The sequence below is a fragment of the Achromobacter sp. SX5 genome (genome assembly GCF_056711425.1).
Window position 1 is genome coordinate 684,240 of the sequence record NZ_CM160041.1, and the last position, 25,624, is coordinate 709,863.

Here is a 25,624-nt window from a genome sequence, read left to right on the forward strand (position 1 = left end):
TCTGCGGCAAACGGCGGCGGCTCAGGCGCTTACCACCTGTGCTGGTAAGTCAGCGTCAGTACGGTCCCGGCGGCGGGAAGCCGGCTGGTGTTCGTGTTGCTGCGCATGAGCTGGCTGTAGAGCGGGTAGTAGTCGCGATTGAACAGGTTCTCGATGCCGAGAATGAATGTGTCGTTCTGGTTCGGCTGATACCGGCTCATGAGATCCACCGTGAAATAGCTGCTCACGTCCCGCCGGCCGAAGCTCTCCACGCCATTCAGGCGGTAGTCCTTGCCGCCGAAGTAATTGGCCTGGATGCGGTTGCTCCAGCGTTCGTTGGGGCGGTACTGCAGATACGCGGTGAGCTTGAGCGGCGGGATCCGGTAGCCCGTCATGTCCTGCCAGCTGCGGCCGGCGGGACGCTCGCGGCCTTTCATCCACGTGAAGGTGCCGCCGGTGGCCCATGTTTCGTCGTCGGTGGCGTAGTCGACCGTGCCCTCGATGCCGTGGATGCGTTCTTCCGTGCGCGTCAGGATCAGCCCGTTGTTGAAGCTCTGCACGTCGCCCAGTTTGGACGTGGTGTAGAACAGCGCCAGCGAGGCCGAGGTGTTGCCGACTCCGCCGCGCCAGCCCAGCTCGTAGTTGTTGGTCTTGACCGGCTGCAGGTCGGACGAGCCGATGTCGAAGCCCGGACGCGCGTTGCGCATCTGGACGCCGATGTCGGGCAGCTGGAAGCCCTGGCTGAAGTTCGCGTACAGCTCCTGTCCGAGCACCGGCGCGTAGGCCACGCCGAAATTGAACAGGAAGGCGTCGTAGTTGACCGTGCCGCCCTGCACCGTGGCGGGGGCGGGCACACGCAGCTGGGACAGGGGCACGAAGTCGCCGAAGCGGGCCGACGCGTACTCATAGCGCGCGCCGCCCTGCACGGACCACTGCTCATTGAAGCGGTGTTCGAGCTGGGCGAAGAGGCCGGTGCTGCGCGTGGTGAGTTCGGGCATGTAGGTGAGCCCGCCCATCCTGTTGAACACGCGCCCGCCGCTGCGGTCATAGGCGGCCGGATCGAATATGTCGAGCGGCATGTCGCTGCGTTCGTGGTTGAAGTCCGCGCCCCACATCAGCCTGGACTGTTCGCCCAGCGGCGTGTCCACCGTGAGGCGGCTGCCGAAGACCTTGGTGTTCTGGGTGATCTGGTCGATGTTGTTCCCGCGGGTCACGACGGCGCGCGCATCGAAGGGCGTGAAGCGCGTGAAATAGTCGCGGTAGTACATCTGCGCCGTCATCTTGCTGCCCAGCAGGTCCAGGTGCTGGTATTCCAGGTTCACCAGCGTGTTGCGGATCTGGTTCTGGTCCGCCAGCTGCAGGCCGCTCATGGGCAGGGCGCGTGCCGACCCGGCAGGCAGCCGGCCGACCGAAGGGTCGGAGGTGTAGTCGGAGTCCTGGTCGGCGTTGTAGTAGTTGGCAGAGAGCTGCAGGCGCTGGTTGTCGTCGATGCGCAGGCCCAGCTTGCCGCCCAGGCTGTAGATATTGGAGTCGAACAGGTCGCCCTGGCTGGGCTCGGGCGCGATGCGCCGGCCATGCGCGTCATAGGACGCGCCGTTGTGGCGCGCGCCCAGGTCCAGCGCATAGTCCACCATGCCCTTGCTGCCCGCGAAATGCTGCTGGAGCTGCCCGCCCAGGCCGTCGGCCCGCAGCCGCGTCAGCGGACTGACGGCGGTGATGGTGGTCTCGGCCACCGGCTCGCCGCCGGCCGGCCGCGTGGTGATCGAGACGATGCCGCCCGTGGCGCCTGCGCCGTAGATCGAGCTGCTACCGCGCAGCACTTCGACCCGCTCGATGGTGGCCGGGTCGATGTTGGCCAGGTTGCGCGACGAATCGCGGTTGGTGTTGAGCGGAATGCCGTCCACCAGCACCAGCACGCCGCGCCCGCGCAGCGTCTGGCCGTAGTCGGTGATGGTGCGGCTAGAATCGGCCATGCCCGGCACCGTCTTGGAAAGAATCGTGGCGAGGGTGCCCGAGCCCGTGCGCAATTCCTGCAGGGCGTCGCGCTCCAGCACGATGGTCTGCTGCACCGGGTTCACCAGATTGCTGGCGGTGCGCGAGCCGGCCACTTCGATCGGGGCCATGACCTGGGTCTGGCCGGCGCCTTGCGGCTCGATGATGGTCACGGCGCCTTCCTGGCGGACCTGCAGCGCCTTGCCGTCCAGCAAGGCCAGGAGCGCCTGCTGCGGCGTCATGGCGCCCGCGACGGCCGGCGCCTGCATGCCGGCCACGGTTTGCGGGGCGTAGAAGATCTGCAGGCCATGGGCCTGGGCCAGGTTGCGCAGCGCCTGGTCCAGCGGCTGCGCCGGCATGTCTATCGCAACCGGCGCCGATTGCGCCCGTGCGCCCGGCGATCCCGCCACGAATGCCGCGGCGACCAGCGCCGCGCCCAGGCACGCGCGCATTCCCGCGTGCTTTCCCCATTTCTTGCGATCCACTTCCTGTGCTCCCGAATCATGCCCGCGGGCACCATGCCCGCCCGCCAATCAGGAAGAAGACGCAATACGCAAAAAATACCTGAATGCTCCGCCCGCTTTTTTTGTAACAGCGCCGGCCGGCGGGTCAGCGCGCGACGATCTCGGCCCGCCCGTCAGGCAGGCGCCGCACCGCGACCGGCAGGATGTGCGGCAGCGCGGTCAGGAAAGCGTCGGTGTCGGCGGTCTGGAACACGCTGGTCAGGCGCAGGTCTTCCAGGCCCTGCCCGGACGCCAGCACGATGGGCTGCTCCCGGTAGCGCGACACCTCGCGCACGGCGCTGCGCAAGTCGGCATCGGCGAACACGATCTGGCCGTTGCGCCAGGCCAGCTCGGCCGCCACGGCGACGGGCCGCGCGCGGCCGGCGTGGCCGCTGGCGTCCACCAGCACCGAATTTCCGGCCGCGACCGCCACGGCGGCAGCGTCCTGCGCGCCGGCCACTTCCACCGAACCCGATTCGACCACCACCTGCATCCGGTCCACATCGCGGCGCACGTCGAAGCGCGTGCCGGTCACTCGGGCGCTGCCGAATCCGGCGTCGACGATGAAAGGGCGGGCCATGTCTTCCCGCACCGTGAACAGGGCCTGGCCCGCTTGCAGCACGACGCGGCGGCGGGCGTCGTCGAAACCGACCTGAAGGCGGCTGCGGCTGTTGAGTTCGACGATGGACCCGTCGGGCAGCGTGACGCTGCGGCGCTCACCGGCCGCAGTGCGGTATTCGGCCATGCCGTCGCCGGGGCGCCAGATCGCCACCGCGACGCCCGCCGCCAGCGCGCACAGCCCCAAGCCCAGCGCCTGCCTGCGCATCCGGCTGGCCGGACGCGGCGGCGGTTCCGCCAGTTCGCGCAGGCGGTCCGCGGGAATGCTGCCGGCCGCCAGCCAGATCTCCTCCAGCATCCGGTACTCCGAGGCATGGCGCGGGTCCCGCGCGAGCCAGGCGTCGAGCTCGGCCTGCGCGGCTTCGGTCCATGTGCCGGAGCGGGCGCGCGCGAACCAGCGCGCCGCCTGGGCGCGGACCGGATCGGCGCGGGCCTCGGAGGCCGCAAGAGGCGAACAGTCAGTTCGGGGCATAGGCTCCAAGCCGTTCCCGCAGATGCAGTGCGGTGCGGATCATGTATTTTTCGACCATATTCTTGCTCAGCCCCATGCGCTGCGCGATCTCGGCCTGGGTCATGCCTTCGAGGCGCTGCCAGACGAAGACCTGGCGGCATTTGAGCGGCAGTTCGGCCAGCGCGGCTTCCAGCGCCTGGCTCAACTGCTCGGTGCGGACCTGGGCCAGGGGATCGCCCAGGGAGCTGGGATGGGCGGCTATGGTATCAAGCGCCACCCACTCCTGCCCGTCGGTCTTGCGGAACTGATCGACGGCCGCGTTGCGGGCCGCCTGATGCAGATAGGCGCGAGGCTGGGCCACGCGCGCGGCGTCGGTCTCCAGGCATTTCACCAGCGCTTCGTGCGCAAGATCCCGCGCGGCGTCACGGCAACCCAGCTTCCGGGTCCAGACCGCAAGCAGTTCTTCGTAGTAGGCCAGAAAGCCTTGCGAGCGGGGAGGACGTGGTGGCATGGCGGCAAATAAGCAAGCCACGCATGATAATGGTTTTTATTTGCATTGCAAAGCTGGGTTGCCGGTCCGCCCGCAAGACCCCGCCTACGGCTTGAGATTGAGCTTTTTCATCAGCGTCTTGAACGCTTCGTTCTGCCGGGCGATATCCGCGGTGAACTCGGGCGTGTCCGCCCAGGCCAGCGTCAGGTTCTGCGAGACCAGCGATTTCTGGAATGCCGGCGTTTCGTAGACCTTGCGCGCGACTTCCCGCCACGCCGCCAGCGCTTCTTCGGGCGCGCCCTTGGGCAGGCCGATGCCGCGCCAGACGCTGAATTGCAGATCGTGTCCGCGCTCCTTGAATGTCGGAACCTGCGGGATCGCGGGCAGGCGTTGCGCGGACATGACGGCAAGCGTTTTCAGCTTGCCGGTTTCCACGTGCTGCCTGAGTTCGGCGTAGGCCACCGTCGTCGCCTTCACGTCGCCGGCCATCAATCCCATGATGGCCGGCGATGAGCCTTGATAGGGGACGTGGGTGAACGTGGCGCCGGTGCTGTCGGCCAGCGCCGCCGCGGCCAGGTGGGGAATCGTTCCGTTGCCGGCATTGCTGATCGTGACGGCTTCGGGATTCGCCTTGGCATAGGCGATGAACTCTTCGATCGTGTTCCATGGCGCGTCCGCGCGCACGGTGATGGAGGAGGGATCGTCCGTGAAGCGGGCCACGGGCTGGAAGTCGTCGATGGTCGCTTTGCCGATGCCCATCAATGGCACGAACAGCATCTCGGGATTCATCAGCAGGACCTTATAGCCATCCGGCTTGCCCGACAGTACGTAGGACCAGCCTATGGACCCGCTGGCGCCCGGCTTGTTCATCACGAAGACGGTCTGCGGGAAATGATTGCGGGCTTCGTCGGCCACGGCGCGGGCGGTGTTGTCGCTGCCTCCGCCCGGCTGGTAGGCGACCACGAGCTCGATCTGCTTGCTGGGGTAGGAAGCGGCGGCGGCCACGCTTGCGGTGAGACATGCCAGGGCGCCCAATACGATTCTAGGTAAGAAGTTCATGGTGGAAAGTTCATCCGCACAAGGCACCAAAAGTGTCGACCGTACCGGGGTGCCGTTCCGAGTGCGATAGCGCGGCCCGCCGTCGGGCCGCAGGTTGTATTGCGGCAGGCTTAGCGGCGCAGCGTTTCCAGGTCGGCCAGGGTCTTGCGGACGATGGCGATGGTGCGCTCGCGCTCCTCGCCCACCAGGTCCAGGCGCGGCGGCTTCACGGTTTCGGCCGAGCCCGTGATGATGTTCTCGGCCAGCTTGATGTGCTGAACGAGCTTCACCACCGTGTCCAGATGGAATAGCGGAGTCAGGACGCGATACAGGGCGCGGGCCTGCGGCAGCTTGCCCGCGATGGCCAGGTCCAGCAGATCGACCGATTCCCGGGGCAGGGCGTTGGCCATGCCGGACACCCAGGCGGTGACGCCCAGCGCGGCGCTTTCCAGGATCAGGTCGTCCACGCCGCACACCACGTTCAGGCGGTCGCCGAAGCGCGCGATCAGATCCGTGACGCGGGTGGTGTCGTAGGACTCCTCTTTGATCGCGACGATGGTGGGTTCGGCCAGCAGCTGCTCCACCGTGTCCGGCGTGAGATCCACGCCGTAGCCGCGCGGGTTGTTGTAGAGCAGGATCTCGAGCCTGGAGGCGCGCGCCACGGCCTTGTTGAATTCGATGGTTTCGCGGACGTCGGATTTATAGGTCAGGCCGGGAAACAGCATCAGGCCGTCCACGCCCAGCCGTTCCGCCTGTTGCGCGAAGGCGACCGCCTTTTGCGTACTCGTTTCGGCCACCCCGGAAATGATGGGCACGCGTCCGTTCACGGTCTCCTTGGCGATGCGCAATACCGTCAGCTTTTCTTCGGGAGACAGCTGGGCGTTCTCGCCGACCATGCCCATCATCACCACGCCGCTGACGCCATTGGCGATCAGACGCTCCAGGCCCGCGCGCAGCGCATCTTCGTCCAGCGTGTAGTCGGGCTTGAACTTGGTAGTGACGGCGGGGAAAACGCCTTTCCATTGAATCGTCATGATCTTCCTTGTGGCAGGGGCGGGCCTGCGGGCAAATATTCGGATAAAGAGTACTTTATATTGGATCCAATTTAGCAAGAGAAAAAAATGGCGCGGATAGCCGTGCCTTTGTTTCATGCTCGCTTGACGCGCGATCGCCGCGGTCAGCGGATCATGGATCCAATATAATCACGTTACGCGAAGCCGGTGCTTCGTGTCTCCCCGGGGTTTCCCTAGCGTATCGCGGACCTTCTCATCTATGCAGCCCAGCCCTCCCACCCGAATCGTCAGGAAGACCACCACCGAACTGGTGCTGGACGCGATGCGCGGCCGCATCCTGTCCGGCGAGTTTGCGCCGGGCTCGGCCTTGCGGCAGGAATTGCTGGCCGAAGAGCTGGGCGTGAGCCGCATTCCCGTGCGCGAGGCGCTGCGCCTGCTGAGCGCCGAAGGCCTGGTCGACACGATCGCGCACAAGGGCGCTTTTGTGTCGATGCTTTCCAAGGCGGAAGTCCAGGAATTCTTCGACATACGCAAGCGCCTGGAGCCCTGGATCATCCGCGAGGCCATCCCGAACATTTCCGAGGCCGATCTGCAGCGCGCCGAGCAATTGGTGCGCGAGATGGATTCGACCGATCCCGGGCGCTGGGGCGCGCTCAACTGGGAGCTGCACGAAAGCCTGTACCGGGCCGCGCAGCGGCCGGCGGCGCTGGGCATGGTGCGGGCGCTGCACGAGAAGTCCGAGCGCTATTTCCGTTTCCAGGTCGTGAACGTCCCGATCCGGCAGCAGGCGCATCGCGAACACATGGAACTCATCGCCCTGTGCCGCGCCGGCCAGGCCGACAAGGCCGAGGCCATGCTGGAGCAGCACATCGGCGACGCCGCCGAGCAGATCCTGGCGATCGTGGACCGGCTGCTGGGCGGCGCCGCCGTGGCGGCGGACTGACTCCGCATTTCCGCAATTCCCCGCGGGCCGTATCGCGCTGCGCGCCCGCGCGGTCTTCTTACCCAACTTTTGGCATAAGGGTCTTCCCCGGGTATATCGTTCCGACCAGAATGTAGTTGAATATACTTGTATATACGAGTTAAATCGACTGCCGGGAGCGGGCTGTCAGCCGCTCCCGAACGAACGACGGAGGCCCGCCATGAGTACCGAAACGTCCGCCCGCCACGACGCCTCGCGCAAGATCCGCGCGCCGCGCGGCGCCACGCTGAGCTGCAAGAACTGGCTGATCGAAGCCGCCTACCGCATGATCCAGAACAACCTGGACGCGGAAGTCGCCGAGCATCCGCAGGACCTGGTGGTGTACGGCGGCATCGGCCGCGCCGCGCGCGACTGGGCGTCTTTCGACAAGATCCTGGAGGTCTTGCGCCGGCTGGAGGCCGACGAAACCCTGTTGATCCAGTCGGGCAAGCCGGTGGGCGTGTTCAAGACCCATGCCGACGCGCCGCGGGTGCTGCTGGCGAATTCCAACCTGGTGCCGCACTGGGCCACCTGGGACCACTTCCATGAGCTCGACCGCAAGGGGCTCATGATGTACGGCCAGATGACGGCCGGCAGCTGGATCTACATCGGTTCGCAAGGCATCGTGCAGGGCACCTACGAGACCTTCTACGCGGTGGCCAACCAGCATTTCGACGGCCGGCCGCAGGGGCGCTGGATACTGACGGCGGGGCTGGGCGGCATGGGCGGCGCGCAGCCGCTGGCCGCGACCATGGCGGGATTCAGCATGATCGCGGTGGAGTGCGACGAATCGCGCATCGACTTCCGCCTGCGCACCCGCTATATCGACGTGAAGGCGACCTCGCTGGACCAGGCGCTGGAGCTGCTGCGCCAGGCCAGGGCCGAAGGCCGCGCCGTATCGGTGGGTCTGCTGGGCAACGCGGCCGACGTGGTCCAGGAAATGGTGCGCCGTGGCATCACGCCCGATTGCCTGACCGACCAGACCTCGGCCCACGATCCCTTGAACGGCTATCTGCCGCAGGGCTGGACCATGCAGCAGTGGCGCGACGGGCGCGCCAACGATCCGGCGGCGGTGGTGGCCGCCGCGCGCAAGTCCATGGCCGCGCACGTGCGCGCCATGCTGGAGCTGAAGCAGCGCGGCGCGGCCACGCTGGACTACGGCAACAACATCCGCCAGGTCGCACTGGAAGAGGGCGTGGAGAACGCCTTCGACTTCCCCGGTTTCGTGCCCGCGTACATCCGGCCGCTGTTCTGCGAAGGCATCGGGCCGTTCCGCTGGGCCGCGCTGTCGGGCGATCCAGAAGACATCTACAAGACCGACGCCAAGGTCAAGGAGCTGATCCCCGACGACCCGCATCTGCACAACTGGCTGGACATGGCGCGCGAGCGCATCGCGTTCCAGGGGCTGCCGGCGCGCATCTGCTGGGTGGGCGTGCGCGACCGCGCGCGGCTGGCGCTGGCTTTCAACGAGATGGTGCGCACGGGCGAGCTGAGCGCGCCCATCGTGATCGGCCGCGACCACCTGGATTCAGGCTCGGTGGCCAGTCCCAACCGCGAGACCGAGGCGATGCGCGACGGCTCGGACGCGGTGTCCGACTGGCCGCTGCTCAATGCGCTGCTCAATACGGCCGGGGGCGCGACCTGGGTGTCGCTGCACCACGGCGGCGGCGTGGGCATGGGGTTCTCGCAGCATGCGGGCGTGGTGATCGTGTGCGACGGCACGGCCGAAGCCAACCGGCGCCTGGCGCGCGTGCTGCGCAACGATCCGGGCACCGGCGTCATGCGCCACGCCGACGCGGGCTACGAGGCCGCCATCGAATGCGCCCGCTCGGTGGGCCTGGACCTGCCGATGCTCAAGGACTAGTCCCACTTCATCCGCACAGGGGAATTCCCGTGAACACGTATCTTGCGATGTGCCTGGGCGGCGCGCTTGCGGCCGGCATGCTGGCCGCGCCGGCGGCGGCCCAGGAGAAGTACCCCGCCCGGCCGGTCACCATCGTCGTGCCTTTCGGGGCGGGCGGCGTGGCCGATGCGCTGCCGCGCATCGTGGGCCAGGAACTCAACGCCAAATGGGGCGTGCCGGTCATCATCGAGAACAAGGTGGGCGCCTCGGGCAACATCGGCATGGATTACGTCGCGCGCGCCAATCCGGACGGCTACACCCTGGGGCTGGCGCCCACCGGCAACCTGACCGTGAACCCGCTGCTCTACACCAGGCTGCCCTTCGACACCGCGCGCGACTTCGCGCCGGTGACGATGCTGGCCACCTCGCCCAACGTGCTGGTGGTCAACGAGCGCGTGCCCGCCAGAACCTTCAAGGATCTGGTGGAATACGCGCGGCGCAACCCCGACAAGCTGAACTACGCCTCGCCCGGCGCGGGCAGCGGCGCGCACCTGGCCGGCGAATTGCTCAACCAGTCGGCCGGCATCGTCACGCGGCACATTCCGTACAACGCCATGGCCGCGGCGGTCAACGACGTGGTGGCGGGCAACGTGGACATGATGTTCGCCGGCATCTCCACCGTGCTGCCGCAGATCCAGGCCGGCAAGCTGCGCGCGCTGGCCGTGGCCGGACCCGAACGGCTGCCGCAGCTCAAGGACGTGCCCACGGTGGCCGAGAGCGGCTACCCGGGCTTCGACGTGACCTCGTGGTACGGCATCGTGGCCCCGGCCAAGGTGCCCGCGGCCATCCTGGACCAGTTGCAGGCCGACATCGCCGCCGTCCTGCAACAGGAAAGCGTGAAGCAGAAATTCGCCGGCCTGGGCGTGGTGCCGGCCGGCTCCAGCCGCGCCGACTTCGCGCGCACGATCCGCCAGGAAACCGATAAGTGGGCGGCCATCGTCAAGCGGGCCGGCATCCAACCGATTCAATGACCGGGGAGACACCATGCAGTCCATAGACATCACTTACCTGAACGGCCCCGACGTGCGCGCGCTGGCGCTCACCGACGCCGAGATCCTGGCCGCCGTCGAAAGCGCGCTGGACGCGCAGGGCCGCGGCAAGACCGTCATCGAGCCGCGCGTGCACCTGGTGCCGGAATCCTCGGACAAGGGGCATTTCAACGTGCTGCGCGGATATATCGAGCCGCTGCACGTCGCGGGCGTGAAGGTGGTGAGCGATTTCGTCGAAAACTACAAGGTCGGCCTGCCGTCCGAAATGGCCTTGCTGAACCTGTTCGACCCGGTCAACGGCAAGCCGCTAGCGGTGGTCGACGCCACCGCCATCACCGACATGCGGACCGGCGCCGTGACCGCGCTGGGCGCCAAGCACCTGGCGCGTAGGCAGAGCAAGGTGCTGGGCCACATCGGCGCGCGCGGCACGTCCTACTGGAACGTACGCCTGCTCGACAGCCTCTACGATTTCGACGAGATCCGCGTGCATTCGCGGCGTCCCGAGAGCCGGCAGGCCTTCGGCGAGCGCCTGTCGCGCGACCTGGGCAAGCCGGTGCGGGTGGTCGACAATTGGGAATCCTGCGTGCGCGGCGCCGACATCGTGGTGGAGGCCTCGCGCCTGCCGCAGCCCACGCCGCTGCTGAAGACGGAATGGATCAAGCCGGGCGCCCTGGTCATGCCCTACGGCACCATGAGCGCGGTGGAGCTGAGCCTGACCGACATCATGAGCAAAGTCGTGGTCGACGACTGGGGCCAGTGCCGCAAGGGCCTGCCTTATGGCGCGCTGCGCGCGCACGTGGACAGCGACCGCGTGACCGAAGAGAACCTGCACGCCGAACTCGGCCAGATCGTGGCGGGCCTCAGGCCCGGCCGCGAAAGCGACGACGAAACCATATTGTTCTGGCATCGCGGCCTGTCCACCACCGATATCGCGCTGGGCCACGCCATGCTTGAGAAGGCGCGCAGGATGGGTCTGGGCCAGACGCTGAAGTTCGCCTAGGACGCGCCGCATGGAACTCATCACCTCGACGCGCATGTACGACGTGGCGCCGGCCATGAAAACGGCCTGGCGCGCCTTGCTGGCGGCAGCGCACGCGCGCGCCGGCCTGGACGTCCGCTGCATCGAACACGCCTGGCCCGATCCGATCGGCGAGCTGTGGGAACGTCCCGGCCTGTGCGGCGCGTTCATGTGCGGATGGCCTTATGCGGCGGCGCTGGAGGCGGGGCGCGCCTTCAAGGCGGTGGCCTCGGTGGTGCCGGACTGGCCCGCCTATGCCGGCCAGCCGCGCTACCGCAGCGAATTCCTGGTGCGGGCGGACAGCCCCTGGCAGTCGCTGGCCGACGCCGCCGGCAGCCGCTACGGCTGGATGGTGCGCGATTCGCAATCAGGCTGGAACGCCCCGCGCGCGGCCCTGGCCGAGCTCGCCGCCGCTGCCGGCGGCGCGCTGTTCGCCGAGTCCAAGGGGCCTTATGGCAATCCGCGCGGCCTGCTGTGCGCGCTGGCGGAGCGCGAAATCGACCTGACGGCGGTGGACGGCTGGTATCTGGACCTGCTGCGCGAACATGACCCGGGCGCCCTGGCCGGACTGCGCACGCTGGCTTTCACCGCCTGGACGCCGAACCCGCTGCTGGTGGCCGGCCCCGACGTGGACGCGGCCATCGCCGGCCGGCTGTCGGACGCGCTGCTGGCCCTGCACCATGATCCGGCATGCGCGCCCCTGCTGCGCAACGCGCGCGTGGCGCGCTTCGTGCGGGCCGAACCCGGGCGCTATGCGGCGCTGGCCGACATGGCGCGCGCGGCCGCGGCGCGGGGCTATCCGGAGATCCGCTGACGCTCCGGCCGGCCCCTTGCGGGCCGGCTTTCTTCGCCAGGGCAATCGTGTCAAACTTGCGTATTGACTCGATGTGGACTCAAGGCTGTCGCCATCAGGGGCCGCATTGTCCTGGGGCAATATGAAAATCCAAGGAAAGACCGCCGCGGAAATCTTCGACTGCGTGCGGGCCCTGCTTCAGTCGGGGCAGTTGCGGCCGGGCCAGGCCCTGCCGCCGGTGCGCGATCTGGCGGCCGAACTGGACATCAACCGCAATACCGTGGCCGCGGCCTACAAGCGGCTCGCGGGCGCCGGCATCGCCGTCACGCAGGGCCGCCTGGGCACCGTCATCCGCGATGCTTCCGGTCCGGGCGAACAGGAAGGCGCCCAGCCCGACACGCCGCTGGTGGATCTCGCCAGCGGCAATCCCGATCCGGCCTGGCTGCCGGACCTTACCGCCGCGCTCGCCATCCGGCCATACAAGCACCGTCTTTACGGCGAACCCACCGTCAACGCAGGGCTGCAAGCCTATGCGCGGGCCTGGTTCGAGCCGGACTGTCCCGCGCCGTTCGAGATCGACCTGGCCCACGGCGCGGTGGACGCCGTCGAACGGCTGCTGGATTCGCACCTGGTCGCCGGCGACAAGGTCGCGGTCGAGCACCCCTGTTTTCTCAGCAGCATCAACATGTTGCGCATCGCCGGACTGCGCGCGATCGGCGTGCCGGTCGATGCGCAAGGCATGCAGGTCCAGGCCCTGGAAGCGGCGCTGGAGCGCGGCGCGCGCGCCGTGATCCTGACCCCGCGCGCGCACAATCCCACCGGCTGCAGCCTGAGCGAACGGCGCGCGCGGGCGCTGGCGCGCGTGCTGGCGAGATATCCGCAGGTCATGGTGATCGTGGACGACCACTACGCGCTGCTGTCCGACAAGGAATACCACTCGGTGCTGCCGGCCGGCGCGCAGCGCTGGGCGCTGGTGCGGTCGCTGACCAAGGCGCTGGGCCCGGACGTGCGCGTGGCCATGGTGGCGAGCGATCCAGCGACCTCGCGCCGGCTGCGCATGCGGCTGGCCTCCGGCACCAGCTGGGTCAGCCACTTGCTGCAGGACATGATCGAAGTCACGCTGGGCCGGCCTGAAGTCGCCGCGCAGATGGCGCAGGCCCGCGAGGACTACGCCCGGCGCAGGCGCATGCTGGAAGACGCGCTGCGCGCGGAGGGCGTGCCCTGTGCGGAGCAGGGCGACGGCCTCAACCTCTGGATTCCGCTGGAGGTCGACGACAAGGCCGTCGCCCTGGCCCTGGCGCATCGCGGCTGGCTGGTGCGCCATGGCGATGCGTTCGGCGTCCTGGGAGCGGTCAGCGGCCTGCGAGTCACCGTCAGCGGCATCGAATCCGGCCAGTGCCGGGACCTGGCCCGCGATATCCGCGCAAGCCTGGGGCTGGGCTAGGCCCTACGCGGCCCGACGCAGCTTCACCGCCGGGAAATCCACCGGCACGGCGAACGCCACGTTGACGTAGTTGGTGAACAGGTTCAGCGCCACGTGGGCCAGGATCTCGACGATCTCCTGGTCGTTGAAGCCGGCCGCGCGCACGGCCTGCACGTCGGCCTCGCTCACCTGGCCGCGCGCCTCCACCAGTTGCAGCGCAAAGCGCAGCGCCGCCGCGGTCTTGGGATCGGCGGAGCGGCCGTCCTGGGCGGCGGACATTTCCTCGGCGCTGGCGCCGGCCTTGCGGCCCAGCGCGGTGTGGGCCGCAAGGCAATACTCGCAAGCATTGCGGTCGGCCACGGCCACGGCGATCTGCTCGCCCAGCCTGGCCGGGATGACGCCCGCGCCGAGGGCGCCGAACGCGCCCCACATGCTTTGCAGCGCCGCCGGCGAATTGGCCACCGCGCGGAACATATTGGGCGTGGCGCCGAAAGCGCCGTGGATCTGGGCCAGCAGCGCCTGGCGGTCGGCGGTGGTGGCGTTGGCGTCGATCAGGGGAACTCTGGACATGATGTGACTCCTGGTGTGGAAGAAATGCCATCCCGATGGGGCGGACAGGCAAATCGTACGTAGAATGTCTGGACGTATGGTGCTGTAATGTCCATAAAAAATGTCCGAACGTCCAAACTATGCGTAATCCCCCCATTTCCCAGGTAGACCGGCTCTCGGCCCTGCTGGACCGTTTCCGCGTGCGCGCCACGCTGTTCCACACCGGCGCGCTGTGCGGCGCCCAGACGTTCGAGGCGGTGCCGGGCCGCGGATTCCTGCACGTCCTGCGCCGCGGCGAGATGGAGCTGCGGCACCGGCCCGGCGGCGGCCTCGCGCCGCGGCTGCGGCTGGACGAACCCACGCTGCTGTTCTATCCGCGCGCGCTGCGCCACGAATTCGTGAATCCGCCGGTGGACGGGTCGGACTTCACCTGCGCCGCGCTCGATTTCGACGGCGGCGAACGCCATCCGCTGGTGCAGTCGCTGCCGCCGCTGATCCGGGTGCCGCTGGACGAGGTCGAGGGCCTGCGTCCGGCGCTGGACCTGTTGTTCGCCGAAGCCGACCACGTCCGCTGCGGTTCGCGGCTGCTGGCCGACCGCCTGTTCGAGGTGGTGCTGATCCAGCTGCTCAGGTGGATACTGGACCATCCGGCCCGGGCCGGCGTGAACAGCGGGCTGATGATGGGCCTGGCCGATCCGCGCCTGGCCCGGGCGCTGGTGGCGGTGCATCGTTCTCCCTGCGACGAATGGCCGCTGGCGAAGATGGCGGAGATCGCGGGCATGTCGCGCAGCGCCTTCGCGGCGGCCTTCAAGGCGGCCACCGGCGCCACGCCGGCCGCCTATCTGGCCGACTGGCGCCTGAGCCTCGCGGCTTCGATGATGCGAGGCGGCAGGCCGGTGAAGCAGGTCGCGGCCGAGCTGGGCTACGCCAGCGCCTCGTCGCTGTCCAAGGCGTTCCGGCAGCGCATGGGCGCGTCCCCGCGCGAGTGGCTGGCGGCCCCTGCGCGGGGCGTGCGCCGAAGCAGTTAGGCCATGCTAGTATTTGACCTATGACATATTTCCTGGCGCGCGCAGTTCCGCGCGCGCCGCGCGCCACATCCCTGCACGAGGCAGTCATGAACCAGGATACCCAGGATCTGGGCAGCGATACCCAGACGCAGCACGACCAGCACGGCCGCTGGCCGCAAGCCGAAACGGTCGAGGATTTCCGCCGCAACCTGGCGGCGGTGCATGCGCGCATCGACGCCGCATGCGAACGCGCCGGGCGCGATCCCGCCGGCGTGCGCCTGCTGCCCGTAAGCAAGACCGTGGACGAGGCCCGCATCCGGCTGGCCTATGCCGCAGGTTGTCGATGTCTCGGCGAAAACAAGCTGCAGGAAGTCTCGCGCAAGTGGGAAGCCATGGCCGATCTGACCGACCTGAAATGGTCTGTCATCGGCCATTTGCAAACCAACAAGGCCAAGCTGGTGGCGCGCTACGCCGCGGAATTCCAGGCGCTCGACAGCCTCAGGGTGGCCGAGGCGCTGGACCGTCGGCTGCAGGGCGAAGGCCGCTCGCTGGACGTGTTCGTCCAGGTCAACACCTCGGGCGAAGCCAGCAAATACGGCCTGCAGCCCGACGAGACGGCGGCCTTTCTGCGCCAGATGCCGTCGTTTCCGTCGCTGCGCGTGCGCGGGCTGATGACGCTGGCGCTGTTCTCGGCCGAGGCGGCGCGGGTGCGGCAATGCTTCGTGCTGCTGCGCACGCTGCGCGACCGGCTGCGCCAGGAATGCCCGCAGGGCGTGGGCCTGGACGAGCTGTCCATGGGCATGTCGGGCGACTACGAAATCGCCATCGAGGAAGGAGCCACCGTGGTCCGCGTCGGGCAAGCCATCTTCGGCGCCCGCAACACGCCCGATTCCTACTACTGGCCGGCCGAATCCGGCCCGGACGCCGCGGCCTGAGCGCCGTCTTTTCGGAGAGCCGCCATGAACCGCAACGCGCTGGTCGTCCGCCACGTTCCGTTCGAAGACCTGGGCATCCTCGCCCCGCTCCTGCAAGACCGCGGCTATGCGGTGCAATACCTGGAGGCGGGCGTGGACGCGATAGACCCCGACGCGCTGGCCGCGGCCGACCTGGCCGTGATCCTGGGCGGTCCCATCGGCGTCTACGAGACCGGCCGCTATCCCTTCCTGCAGGACGAATTGCGCGCCATCGGCCAGCGCCTGCGGCAGGACCGGCCGACCCTGGGCATCTGCCTGGGCGCGCAGCTCATGGCGGCGGCGCTGGGCGCCGAGGTCGCGCCCACCGGCCGCGCGGAAATCGGCTATGCGCCGCTGACGCTCACCGCCGACGGCCTGGATACGCCGCTGCGCGAGATCCAGTCCGTGCCGGTGCTGCACTGGCACGGCGACCAGTTCGCCATTCCGTCCGGCGCCCGCCGGCTCGCCGAGACGCCGGGGTTTCCCAATCAGGCTTTCGCGCTCGGGCCTCACATACTCGGCCTGCAATTCCATCTCGAAGCCGACGCCGGCCGCATCGAGCAATGGCTGATCGGCCATGCCTGCGAACTGAGCCTGCGCGGCGTCGATCCGGCGGCCATCCGGGCCGACGCCGCCACGCACGGCGCGGCGCTGGCGCATTGCGCCGGCCTGGCGTTCGGCTTGTGGCTGGACGGATTCTGAAGCGCCCGCCTTGCGGGCGCCACGGATAGAATGGCCGGCCCGGTTCCATAGCCCCGAGCAGACCGCATGGCCAAGACGTTCGAACTCGACACGCTGAAAATACGCCTGAACGACGCGGACCTGCTGCGCCTGGACCTGAACCAGCGCATCCAGCGCGCGCTGCGCGCGCTGATCCTGGACACCGCGCTGGCGCCAGGCGTGAAGCTGCCGGCGACCCGCGTGCTGGCCAGGTCGCTGGGCGTGTCCCGCGACACCGTCGAAAACGCCTACGTGCAATTGCATCGCGACGGCTACATCGTGCGGCGCGAGGGATCGGGCAGCTATGTGTCGGACTCGGTGGCGATCCCGCTGCGCGGGGCGGCACCCCGGCGCGTCAGGCCGGACGCCGCGGGCCGAGCGGCCGAGTCCGGCGCGGGCTTGAGCCGGCGCGGCCGCGCGATACTGGACAGCGGCGGCGTGGTCGACCAGCAATCGATCAAGGCCTTCGCCACCGGCCTGCCCGAAACCCGCAATTTCCCGCTCGAAATCTGGGAGCGCCTGCAGCGGCAGGCGTCCAGGGATTACCGCGCCAGCATGCTGCTGCATGGCGACCCGCAGGGCGCCGAGCCGCTGCGCAAGGCCATCGCCGCCTACCTGAACCTGGAGCGCGGGGCCAAGGTCTCCGCCGGGCAGATCCTGGTGCTCAGCAGCACGCGGCAGGCCCTGTACCTGTGCGCGCAGCTGCTGGCCGACGCCGGCAAGCCCATCTTGATGGAGAACCCCGGCTACTTTGGGGCCAGAAAGGCGTTCGAGGCGGCGCAGGCCTGGATCGCGCCCATAGCCGTGGACGCGCACGGCATCCGCACGGACCTCCTGCGCGCCGACCGCAGCGGCGCGAACTGCGTATACGTGACCCCGTCGCACCAGTACCCCACGGGCGCCACGCTGTCGTTGGCGCGCAGGCTGGAATTGATCGACTGGGCGGCGGCCGGCGGCAAGTGGATCATCGAGGACGACTACGACAGCGAATTCCACTACGACGGCCCGCCGACCGCCTGCGTGCAGGGCCTGGACCGCCATCAGCGCACGCTCTATCTGGGCACCTTCGCCAAGACGCTGTATCCCGGGCTGAGGCTGGGATACATGGCGCTGCCGCCGGAACTGGTGGACGCCTTCACCCGCGCGCGCAGCATCATGGACGGCCATACGCCGCAGATCCTGCAGCTGACGCTGGCGCGCTTCATGGAAGACGGGCACTACAACTCGCACGTGCGCGCGATGCGCAAGCTCTATGCCGGACGCCGCCAGGCCTTGCTCGACGCCATCGGCCGGCACCTGGACGGCATCGCCACGCCCGCGCGTCCGGCGGGCGGGCTGCAGCTGCCCTGTCTGCTCGCGCGCGGCTTGTCCGAAGCGGAAACCATCCGCCAGGCCGCCGCCGTCGGCCTGCGGCTGCCCGGGTTGAGCCGGCTGTACGCCGGACCCGAACGCAGGCAGGGCTGGCTGCTGGGCTACGCCTCGCTGACCACCTACGAGATCGAGGCCGCGATGCTGCGCCTGGCCAACGCGCTGGGCAGCCGGCCCCGGCGCGCGCGCCAGCCGCGGCCTCAATAGGGCAGCGGATAGCGCTCGACCAGCGCGGCCACGCCTTCGCGGATCGCGTCTTCGCCGCGGCGGTCCACGGCGCCGGCGCGCAGCGCGCCCAACAGGGCCAGCATCATGTCGCCGATCTCCTGGAACGCGTCCGGCCCCATGCCGCGCGAGGTGCAGGCCGCGCTGCCCACGCGTATGCCGGAGGTCACGGCCGGCCGGGCCGTATCGTGCGGCACGGCGTTCTTGTTCAGCGTGATGCCGACCCGCTCCAGCGCCTGTTCCGCGACGTTGCCCGCCAGCCCCCACGGACGCAGGTCCACCACGCCGAGGTGGCAGTCGGTGCCGCCGGACACGATGGAAAGGCCGCCCTGCGACAGCCGCGCGCAAAGCGCCTGCGCGTTCTCGACCACGGCGCGCACGTAGGCGCGAAACGACGGTTGCAGCGCCTCGCCCAACGCCACCGCCTTGGCCGCCACGACGTGCATGAGCGGGCCGCCCTGCAGGCCGGGGAAGACGGCCGAGTCGATCTTTCTGGCGATCTCGTCGTCGTTGCTCAGGATCATGCCGCCGCGCGGGCCGCGCAGCGTCTTGTGCGTGGTGGTCGTGGTGACGTGCGCATGGGGCACGGGCGTGGGGTAGACGCCGCCGGCGACCAGGCCGGCGAAATGCGCCATGTCGGCCATGAAGAACGCGCCCACTTCGTCGGCGATGGCGCGGAACCGGGCGAAGTCATAGGTGCGCGCGTAGGCCGACCCGCCGGCGACGATCAGCCGCGGCCGTTCGCGGCGCGCGATGCGCGCGACCTCGTCCATGTCCACCCGCTGGCTGTGCGGGTCCACGCCATAGCTCACGGCCTGGAACCAGCGTCCGGAAAGATTGACCTGGGCGCCGTGCGTCAGGTGTCCACCGGCCTTGAGGTCCAGGCCCAGAATCTTGTCGCCGGGCGCGAGCAGCGCCAGATAGACCGCCTGGTTGGCCTGGCTGCCGGAATGCGGCTGGACGTTGGCGTGGCGGGCGCCGAATAGGCGCTGTGCCCGCTCGATCGCCAGGCGTTCGGCCACGTCCACGTTGACGCAGCCGCCGTAGTAGCGGCGGCCCGGATAGCCCTCGGCGTATTTGTTGGTCAGCACCGAGCCCTGGATCTCCAGCACCGCGCGGCTGACGAAGTTCTCGGAGGCGATCAGCTCGATGGAGCGCCGCTGGCGCAGCCGTTCGGCGTCGACGGCGCGCCACAGTTCGGGATCGGCCTGTTGCAGGGGCAGGGCGCTGACGCCGGCCGGCGCCATCCCTTCGGAAATGGAAAGATCGGTCATGTCGGTTCGCGTGTCGATGGTTTCAGGGTTTGGCGGGGCTGCCGGCCAGCCGGGGCTGGCCGCCGTGGATCAGCAGGTGGGCGGTCAGGCCGGCCACCAGGCCCCAGAACGCGCCGCCCACGCCCAGCAGCGTGACGTTGGCGGCGGTGGCCAGAAAGGTGATGAGCGCGGTTTCGCGGGTGCGGGCGTCGGCCATGGCGTTGGCCAGGCTGCCGCCGATCGCGCCCAGCAGCGCCAGGCCGGCCAGCGTCGTGATGAAGGCCTTGGGCAGCACCATGAACAGCGTGGCCAGGGTGACGCCGAAGGTGCCGACCAGGATGTAGAACAGCCCGCAGGCCAGGCCGGCCACGTAGCGCTTGGCCGGATCGGGATGCGCGTCGCGGCCGGTGCAGATCGCGGCGGTAATGGCCGCCACGTTGAAGGCGTGCGCGCCGAACGGCGCCATCAGCAGCGAGCCCAGGCCGGTCACCGTCACGATGGGATTGGCGCTGGTCTGGTAGCCGTCGTGGCGCAGCACCAGCATGCCCGGCATGTATTGCCCGGTCAGCGTGATGATGAACAAGGGCAGCGCCACGCCGAGCAGGGCCTGCAGCGAAAACCGCGGCATTTCGAAGACCGGCGCGGCCAGGCTGAGATGGATCGCCGAAAAATCGATGCGGCCCTGGGCGATCAGCAGGCCCACGCCGATCAGCAGTATGCCCACCACCGCGAAGCGCGAGGTGAAGCGCTTGAGCAGCGCATAGGAAATCACCAGCACGATCACCAGCAGCGGGTCGGCGCTGGCGCCGCCGAAGGCGTTGACGCCGAACTGCAGCAGTATGCCGGCCAGCAGCCCGGCGGCGATGCCGCCCGGAATCATGCGGACCAGCCGGTCGAACGCGCCGGACAGGCCCAGCGCGATGAAGCCCAGCGCCGAGATCACATACGCGCCGATGACTTCGCCGTAGGGCGTGAACGGCATCACGGTGGCCAGGAACGCCACGCCGGGCGTGGACCACGCGGTGATGATTGGCGCCTTGTAGCGCCAGCTCAGGAGCGCGCCGGTGACGCCCACGCCGACCGACACCGCCCACACCCAGGACGCGGTCTGGGCCGGCGTGAGCCGGGCCAGTTCGGCGGCCTGGAACACCAGCACGAAAGTGCCGCCGTAGTTGACCAGCACCGAGATCAGCGCCGCGACGGTGGGGGAAAAGAGATCGGCGGCTCGAAGGCGCGCCGGCGATGCGTTCATGTAGCACTCCGCGTTCGTCTGGAAACCCGGCTGGACGGCCAGCCGGGCGCGAACCCGAAGTCTAGGATCGGTGTGGCAGGTCTGTTCATGCCACATTCGCAGGGATGGGCAGACCGCTTTTGCGCCGCTCAGCCGTCTGAGGGCGGATTCCAGACGGCCCGCACGGCGCGGGCCAGGGCCGCGGCCTGGCGCACGCCGGCCGCGGCGGCGTCGACGATGCGGGCGGGATCGAGCACGTTGTCGCCGATGGCCTGCGCGCTCGCCTCGTCGGGCAGCAGCGCCAGCGCCGCGCTGCCGCCGGCCTGCAGCTCGCGCAGTTCGCGGCGCAGATGGCCGCTGACCGGATTGCCGTCGCGGTATCCCAGCGGCGCCAGCACCGCCACTTGCCGGAACCCCGCCGCCATGTCGGCGTTGGTCATGGAACGGATGCCCCCGTCTATGTAGGCCGACTCGCCGATGGCCACGGCGGGCCAGGCTCCCGGCACCGCGCAGCTGGCGGCGACGGCGTCGATGAAGTCCACGCCATCGCCGGCGCCGAAGCCGCGCGCCTCGCCGGTGTGCGCGTCGACGGCCACCACGCGCAGGGGCTTGGCGGGCCAGCCGGCGCTGCCCAGGCGCGCGGCGATGATGGCGCGCCGCACGGCCGGCGCCGGCGTGGCGCTGCGCAGCGCGTAGGCGCCGATGCGCTGGCGCGCCCGGCGCAGGTCGCCGCCGACTTTCTCGTACAGCGCGCGGTTCTTTTCATCCGCCGCTTCCTGCGAATAGGGCCGCGCGCGTTCGGCGGCGGCCGCGTCGCCGTTCAGTTGCGCCGCCAGCAACTGCGTCAGCGGCACGCCGCGCGCCAGCTGGGCGCCGACGACGGAGCCCGCGGAGCAGCCGATGAACAGGTCGGCCGCGGCCAGGTCCACGCCCTGGCGCTCCAGCCCCGCCAGCAAGCCGATTTCCCATGCCAGCCCGGTCACGCCGCCGCAGCCCAGGACCAGGCATCGTCCATGTGCGGGCCGCGCCATTTAGGCCGCCTCCTCGCGGGCGCGCCGGGGCTGCGCCGACGCGCTGCGGTAGTGGTAGTCGCCCATGTCGGTCTTGCGCAGCATGTGCCAGTAGTCGTCGTTGCGAAACGGCGTGGGCGCCACCACCTTGCCGTGCGCGTTCCTGTACCAGTTGCTCATGCCCTTGTGGGTCCAGATCATGCGGTCATGGGCGGCCTGCACGCGCGCGTTGTAGGCGTCGTGGCGGTCCTTGCGGACCTCCAGCTCGAAGCGGCCGCCGGCGCGCGCCATGCCTTGCTGCAGCAGGCCCATCACGTAGCGGACCTGGGTTTCCAGCAGCGCGACCACGCTGCCGCCGTGGCCCAGCGCCGTATTCGGCCCGGCCAGGATGAAGAGGTTGGGAAAGCCCGGCGCGGCCACGCCCATGAAGGCCTCCGCGCCTTTTTCGTCCCAGGCCTCGCGGATGGAGCGGCCGCCGCGGCCGTACAGCTTGAACGAGGACAGCAGGTTGATCGCGTCGAAGCCCGTGGCCACCACCAGCACGTCCAGCTCATGGGCCGTGCCGTCGTCGCTGACCACCGCCCTGGGCGTGATGCGCTCGATGCCGCCCGTGACCAGCCTGACGTGATCGCGCGCCACGGTGCGGAACCAGCCGTTGTCCATCAGCATGCGCTTGCCGAACGGCGGGTAGTCGGGCAGTACGTCGGGCAGCAGGTCCTGGCGCGCGCCGAGTTCGGCCTTGATGTAGTCGGTGAAATGCTCGCGGTGCCGGTCGTTGATCTTGTTGATGGAGCGCTCGGGATGCGGCCAGTCCGGATCGATCTGCAAGGTGGCGTGGACCCTGTCGTTGAAGATCCAGGCCAGCCGCTGCCGATACCACTCCTGGTAGTAAGGCACTTCGCGCAACAGGAAGCGCACGTCCTGCGGCACCGGTTTTTGGAACTTCTCGAAGGGCGCGGCCCATTGCTTGGAACGTTGGAAAATGGTCAGCGATTCGACCTGGTCGGCGATGGCGGGAACGACCTGCATCGAACTTGCGCCATTGCCGATGATGCCCACCTTCTTGCCGCGCAGATCGATGTCCGCCGGCCAGTGCGCGGTATGAAAGCAAGGGCCGGCGAAGCTGTCCAGCCCGGCGATGGCGGGCAGCTTGGGCACGTTCAGCAGTCCCACCGCGCTGATCAGGATGTCGGCCACATAGTCCTGCTCGCGGCCGTCCCCGTCCACGGTGCGCACGCGCCAGCGCATGTCGGTCTCGTCGTAGCGGGCGGACGCCACCTTGGTGTTGAAGCGGATGTTCCGGCGCACGCCGTACTGGTCGGCCACGCCTTCGAAGTAGCCCTGGATCTCGCCTTGCAGCGCGAAGTAGCGCGACCAGTCGTGCTTGGCGAAGGAGTACGAATAGATGTGGTTGGGCGTGTCGACGCCCGCGCCCGGATAGCGGTTCTCGTACCAGGTGCCGCCGACCTCGGCGTTCTTCTCGATAACGACATAGGGAATGCCGGCGCCTTGCAGGCGGATCGCGGCGCACAGCCCGGCCACGCCGGCGCCGATGACCAGCACCCGATAGCCCTCGGGCACCGGGAACGCGTCGCGCTGTTCGAGCGCGAAGTCGGGGTCCAGGCCCAGCCAGGCGGCGATCATCGGGCCGTACGAATCGGGGATCTCTTCGCCCACGCTGGTGCGCAGCATGGCCACCAGCTGCGCGTGCGTGGGGGCGGGCAGTCCGGGCGCCAGGCCTTGCCGGGCGCGCACGATGGCCGCATGGGCCGCCGCGCGTATCTCGTCCTGCACCGCGTCGGGCAGGCCGCCGGGATCGTTGTCTTCCAGCCCCTTGATGCGCGAACACTGGAAGCGTTCGGACAGCCAGCCGGTGTCGCCGGTCAGGTGCACCAGCACCATCAGCAGGGTGGGGATGTTGGCGCTGGCCAGCGCGCGTTTCAGCCGGGCCTCCCATGCGTCTGCGCTGGGCGGGATATCGGAGGCCGGGGTGTCGCGTTGCATATCGCGTTGCATAGGGGTCCTTCGGAGTAGACGGAAAAGCCGGGGCCGCGCGGCGGCGCATCGTTGCGGGCCACGGATCGTCGGCATGGTTGGGGGGAAGCGGGCGGCGCGGTGTGTCCGCGTCCGCCCGCGAGGCAGCGCTATTCGGCGCTGGCGCCGGACTTCCTGATCAGCTCGGCCCATTTGGCGCTGTCGCTGACGATGAAGGCGCCGAACGCATCGGGCCGGGTGAACTGTCCGTCCAGGCCCATCTTCCTGAACTGTTGCTGGATGTCGGGCGCCGCCTTCATTTTCTGCAGCGAGGCCTGCAGGCGCTCGACCACCGCGGGCGGCGTGCCGGCGGGCGCCACGATGCCCAGCCAGGGCATGGCGTCGTAGCCGGGCAGCCCGGACTCTTCCACCGTGGGCAGTTCGGGCAGCACGGCGGAGCGGGTCTTGGTGGTGACGGCCAGCGGGCGCACCTTGCCGCTGTCGAGGAAGGGCTGGGCGGCCGCGATGTCCACGAACAGCATGTCGACTTCGCCGCCGGCCACCGAGGTCAGCGCGGGCACGCTGCCCTTGTACGGGATGTGCGTCATCTTCAACCCGGTGAGCGCAGCGAAGAGCTCGCCCTCCAGATGGTTGGAGGTGCCGTTGCCCGAGGACGCGAACGTCGCGGCGCGGCCGTCCTTCTTGAGCGTGGCGATGAGGTCCTTCACGCTGCTCGCCTGGACCTGCTTGCCGGTCACCAGGATGTGCGGCACGCTGGCGATCAGCGACACGGGCTGGAAGTCCTTGACCGGGTCGTAGTTCGCGGTGTTCTTGTACAGGCTGGGCGCGATCCCCAGCGACGAGGCCGCCATCAGCAGGGTGTAGCCGTCGGCGGGCGCCTTGGCCACGTAGGCCGATGCGATCATGGTGCCGGCGCCGGGCTTGTTGACCACCACCACGGGCTGGCCCAGGTCGTCCTGCAGCTTGGCGGCGATCTGGCGGGTCATGACGTCCGTCACGCCGCCGGGCGTGAACGGCACCACGATGTTGACCGGCCTGGCCGGATAGTCCTGCGCCTGGGCGGCCGCGCCCGCGCACAGCAGGGTGGCGGCGAGGCAGTGCGATAGCCATTTCATGTCTTGTCTCCTGTTGTTGTCCCGATGGGGTATCAGAGCGAACCGGCGCTGCGGTTCCGATGCCGGATCAGGCCCCACACCATGTTGGCGCAGGGCATGTCCAGGTCTAGTTTTTCGGCGATCTCGACCATGGCGCCGATAAGCGCGTCGGTCTCCAGCGGCTTGCCCTTGAGCGCGTCCTGCAGCATCGAGGTCTGCGCCGCGCCCGAACCGGCGGCCGCCTGCATGCGCTGCTCCACGGTCACGTCGAGCGCGAGGCCCAGCGCCTTGCCCAGCGACAGGTACTCATGCAGCAGGGCGCGGGCCAGTCTGCTCAGGTAAGGGTCCGACACCAGCGCGTCCATGCGCGCGTGGGCCAGCACGCTCAGCGGGTTGAAGGTGGCGTTGCCTGCCGCCTTGATCCAGACGGCCTCGTGGATGCGCGGGCTGGCCTCGCATTGCACGCCGGCCTGCGTCAGCAGGCGCGCCAGCCGCAGCGCGCGCGGCGACAGCGCGCCGTCCGGCTCGCCGATGGCGAGGTTGTTGCGCGCGTCCTGCGACGCGACGCCGGGCTGCGCGCTGTGCGCGGCGATATAGACCACGGCGCCCAGCACCCGCTCCAGCGGCACCGCGCGCGCCAGCACGCCCTGGGGGTCGACCGAGACCAGCGGCGCGGCGCCCAGCGGCGAGTCCAGCGTGGGCAGATACCACCACGGGATGCCGTTGACCGCGGGCACGATGGCGCCGCCGGCGGCCAGCATGGGCATGAGGCCGGGAGCGATCGCGGGCAGGGCCTGCTGCTTGACGGTCAGGAACAGATAGTCGACCTCGCGTATCTGCGCGGGATCGTCCGTGGCGTGCACGGGATGGCGGTGAACGGCGCCGTCCACGGCCAGGCCCGCGCCGCGCCGGCGCAGGGCGTCCAGGGTCTCGCCCCGCGCCACCACGGACACGTGGCATCCCGCCTGGGCCAGGCGCGCGGCCAGCAGACAGCCGATCGCACCCGCACCGTATACCGCGATGCGGCACTGATGAGAATTTTCCATTG

At 69.1% G+C, this 25,624-nt stretch carries 22 protein-coding genes; 10 read left to right on the forward strand and 12 right to left on the reverse strand.

The window, feature by feature from the left end; all coding sequences use genetic code 11:
• Positions 1-29: 29 nt before the first annotated feature.
• From AC1M14_RS03240 to AC1M14_RS03260, 5 genes are all read right to left on the reverse strand, one after another.
• Positions 30-2,423, reverse strand: coding sequence for a TonB-dependent receptor (locus AC1M14_RS03240; protein WP_479730973.1), 2,394 nt, complete (start codon positions 2,421-2,423; stop codon positions 30-32).
• A gap of 157 nt (positions 2,424-2,580) precedes the next feature.
• Positions 2,581-3,564, reverse strand: a complete 984-nt coding sequence (locus AC1M14_RS03245; protein WP_479730974.1) for a FecR family protein — start codon at positions 3,562-3,564, stop codon at positions 2,581-2,583.
• On the reverse strand, positions 3,551-4,054 hold the full coding sequence (locus AC1M14_RS03250) for an RNA polymerase sigma factor (protein ID WP_102773485.1): 504 nt from the start codon (positions 4,052-4,054) through the stop codon (positions 3,551-3,553). The genes AC1M14_RS03245 and AC1M14_RS03250 overlap by 14 nt, the downstream gene beginning before the upstream one ends.
• Before the next feature lie 84 nt (positions 4,055-4,138).
• Positions 4,139-5,092 (reverse strand): Bug family tripartite tricarboxylate transporter substrate binding protein, encoded by a 954-nt coding sequence (locus AC1M14_RS03255; RefSeq protein WP_111825919.1) that lies wholly within the window; start codon positions 5,090-5,092, stop codon positions 4,139-4,141.
• A 110-nt stretch (positions 5,093-5,202) separates the two neighbouring features.
• Positions 5,203-6,105 (reverse strand): dihydrodipicolinate synthase family protein, encoded by a 903-nt coding sequence (locus tag AC1M14_RS03260; RefSeq protein WP_209164585.1) that lies wholly within the window; start codon positions 6,103-6,105, stop codon positions 5,203-5,205.
• Between the two features lie 238 nt (positions 6,106-6,343).
• Between AC1M14_RS03260 and AC1M14_RS03265 the strand changes: the two genes are divergently transcribed.
• The 6 genes from AC1M14_RS03265 to ptsJ all read left to right on the forward strand — a co-directional run bounded on the left by AC1M14_RS03265 (position 6,344) and on the right by ptsJ (position 13,192).
• Entirely contained in the window at positions 6,344-7,027 is a 684-nt protein-coding gene (locus AC1M14_RS03265; protein WP_111825917.1) for a GntR family transcriptional regulator, read from the forward strand.
• 199 nt (positions 7,028-7,226) lie between these two features.
• Positions 7,227-8,909, forward strand: coding sequence for a urocanate hydratase (gene hutU / locus AC1M14_RS03270; RefSeq protein WP_479730975.1), 1,683 nt, complete (start codon positions 7,227-7,229; stop codon positions 8,907-8,909).
• A gap of 29 nt (positions 8,910-8,938) precedes the next feature.
• Positions 8,939-9,919 carry a Bug family tripartite tricarboxylate transporter substrate binding protein gene (locus tag AC1M14_RS03275; protein WP_479730976.1) on the forward strand — a complete coding sequence of 327 codons (981 nt, stop codon included), beginning with the start codon at positions 8,939-8,941 and terminating at the stop codon, positions 9,917-9,919.
• 13 nt (positions 9,920-9,932) lie between these two features.
• Positions 9,933-10,937, forward strand: a complete 1,005-nt coding sequence (locus tag AC1M14_RS03280; RefSeq protein WP_479730977.1) for an ornithine cyclodeaminase family protein — start codon at positions 9,933-9,935, stop codon at positions 10,935-10,937.
• A 10-nt stretch (positions 10,938-10,947) separates the two neighbouring features.
• Positions 10,948-11,769: a phosphate/phosphite/phosphonate ABC transporter substrate-binding protein gene (locus AC1M14_RS03285; RefSeq protein ID WP_479730978.1), complete on the forward strand. Its 822-nt coding sequence runs from the start codon at positions 10,948-10,950 to the stop codon at positions 11,767-11,769.
• Between the two features lie 121 nt (positions 11,770-11,890).
• Positions 11,891-13,192, forward strand: a complete 1,302-nt coding sequence (ptsJ, locus tag AC1M14_RS03290; RefSeq protein ID WP_479730979.1) for a MocR-like B6 salvage transcription factor PtsJ — start codon at positions 11,891-11,893, stop codon at positions 13,190-13,192.
• A gap of 3 nt (positions 13,193-13,195) precedes the next feature.
• Here the strand turns inward: ptsJ and AC1M14_RS03295 are convergent, their stop codons facing one another.
• Entirely contained in the window at positions 13,196-13,741 is a 546-nt protein-coding gene (locus AC1M14_RS03295; protein WP_209164581.1) for a carboxymuconolactone decarboxylase family protein, read from the reverse strand.
• Positions 13,742-13,860: 119 nt separating this feature from the next.
• Here AC1M14_RS03295 and AC1M14_RS03300 point away from each other — a divergent pair, with 119 nt between their 5' ends.
• The 4 genes from AC1M14_RS03300 to pdxR all read left to right on the forward strand — a co-directional run bounded on the left by AC1M14_RS03300 (position 13,861) and on the right by pdxR (position 17,975).
• Positions 13,861-14,748: an AraC family transcriptional regulator gene (locus AC1M14_RS03300; RefSeq protein WP_479730980.1), complete on the forward strand. Its 888-nt coding sequence runs from the start codon at positions 13,861-13,863 to the stop codon at positions 14,746-14,748.
• 86 nt (positions 14,749-14,834) lie between these two features.
• On the forward strand, positions 14,835-15,662 hold the full coding sequence (locus tag AC1M14_RS03305; protein WP_111826334.1) for a YggS family pyridoxal phosphate-dependent enzyme: 828 nt from the start codon (positions 14,835-14,837) through the stop codon (positions 15,660-15,662).
• A gap of 24 nt (positions 15,663-15,686) precedes the next feature.
• Entirely contained in the window at positions 15,687-16,382 is a 696-nt protein-coding gene (locus tag AC1M14_RS03310) for a glutamine amidotransferase (protein WP_102774129.1), read from the forward strand.
• Between the two features lie 66 nt (positions 16,383-16,448).
• Complete coding sequence (gene pdxR / locus AC1M14_RS03315) at positions 16,449-17,975, forward strand: MocR-like pyridoxine biosynthesis transcription factor PdxR (RefSeq protein WP_479730981.1); 1,527 nt, start codon at positions 16,449-16,451, stop codon at positions 17,973-17,975.
• On the opposite strand, the gene AC1M14_RS03320 is transcribed toward pdxR, so the two are convergent.
• The 6 genes from AC1M14_RS03320 to AC1M14_RS03345 all read right to left on the reverse strand — a co-directional run bounded on the left by AC1M14_RS03320 (position 17,969) and on the right by AC1M14_RS03345 (position 25,622).
• Positions 17,969-19,267 (reverse strand): serine hydroxymethyltransferase, encoded by a 1,299-nt coding sequence (locus AC1M14_RS03320; RefSeq protein ID WP_168202187.1) that lies wholly within the window; start codon positions 19,265-19,267, stop codon positions 17,969-17,971. The two genes, pdxR and AC1M14_RS03320, sit on opposite strands and share 7 nt — an antisense overlap.
• 22 nt (positions 19,268-19,289) lie before the next feature.
• A complete protein-coding gene (locus AC1M14_RS03325) occupies positions 19,290-20,498 on the reverse strand; it encodes a benzoate/H(+) symporter BenE family transporter (RefSeq protein WP_102774126.1) in 1,209 nt (402 codons plus the stop codon).
• Positions 20,499-20,626: 128 nt separating this feature from the next.
• A complete protein-coding gene (locus AC1M14_RS03330; RefSeq protein WP_479730982.1) occupies positions 20,627-21,508 on the reverse strand; it encodes a patatin-like phospholipase family protein in 882 nt (293 codons plus the stop codon).
• Positions 21,509-23,491, reverse strand: coding sequence for a flavin-containing monooxygenase (locus tag AC1M14_RS03335; RefSeq protein WP_111825909.1), 1,983 nt, complete (start codon positions 23,489-23,491; stop codon positions 21,509-21,511).
• 140 nt (positions 23,492-23,631) lie between these two features.
• Positions 23,632-24,597, reverse strand: coding sequence for a Bug family tripartite tricarboxylate transporter substrate binding protein (locus AC1M14_RS03340; protein ID WP_479730983.1), 966 nt, complete (start codon positions 24,595-24,597; stop codon positions 23,632-23,634).
• Positions 24,598-24,629: 32 nt separating this feature from the next.
• Positions 24,630-25,622: a ketopantoate reductase family protein gene (locus tag AC1M14_RS03345; RefSeq protein WP_479730984.1), complete on the reverse strand. Its 993-nt coding sequence runs from the start codon at positions 25,620-25,622 to the stop codon at positions 24,630-24,632.
• Between the last annotated feature and the right edge of the window lie 2 nt (positions 25,623-25,624).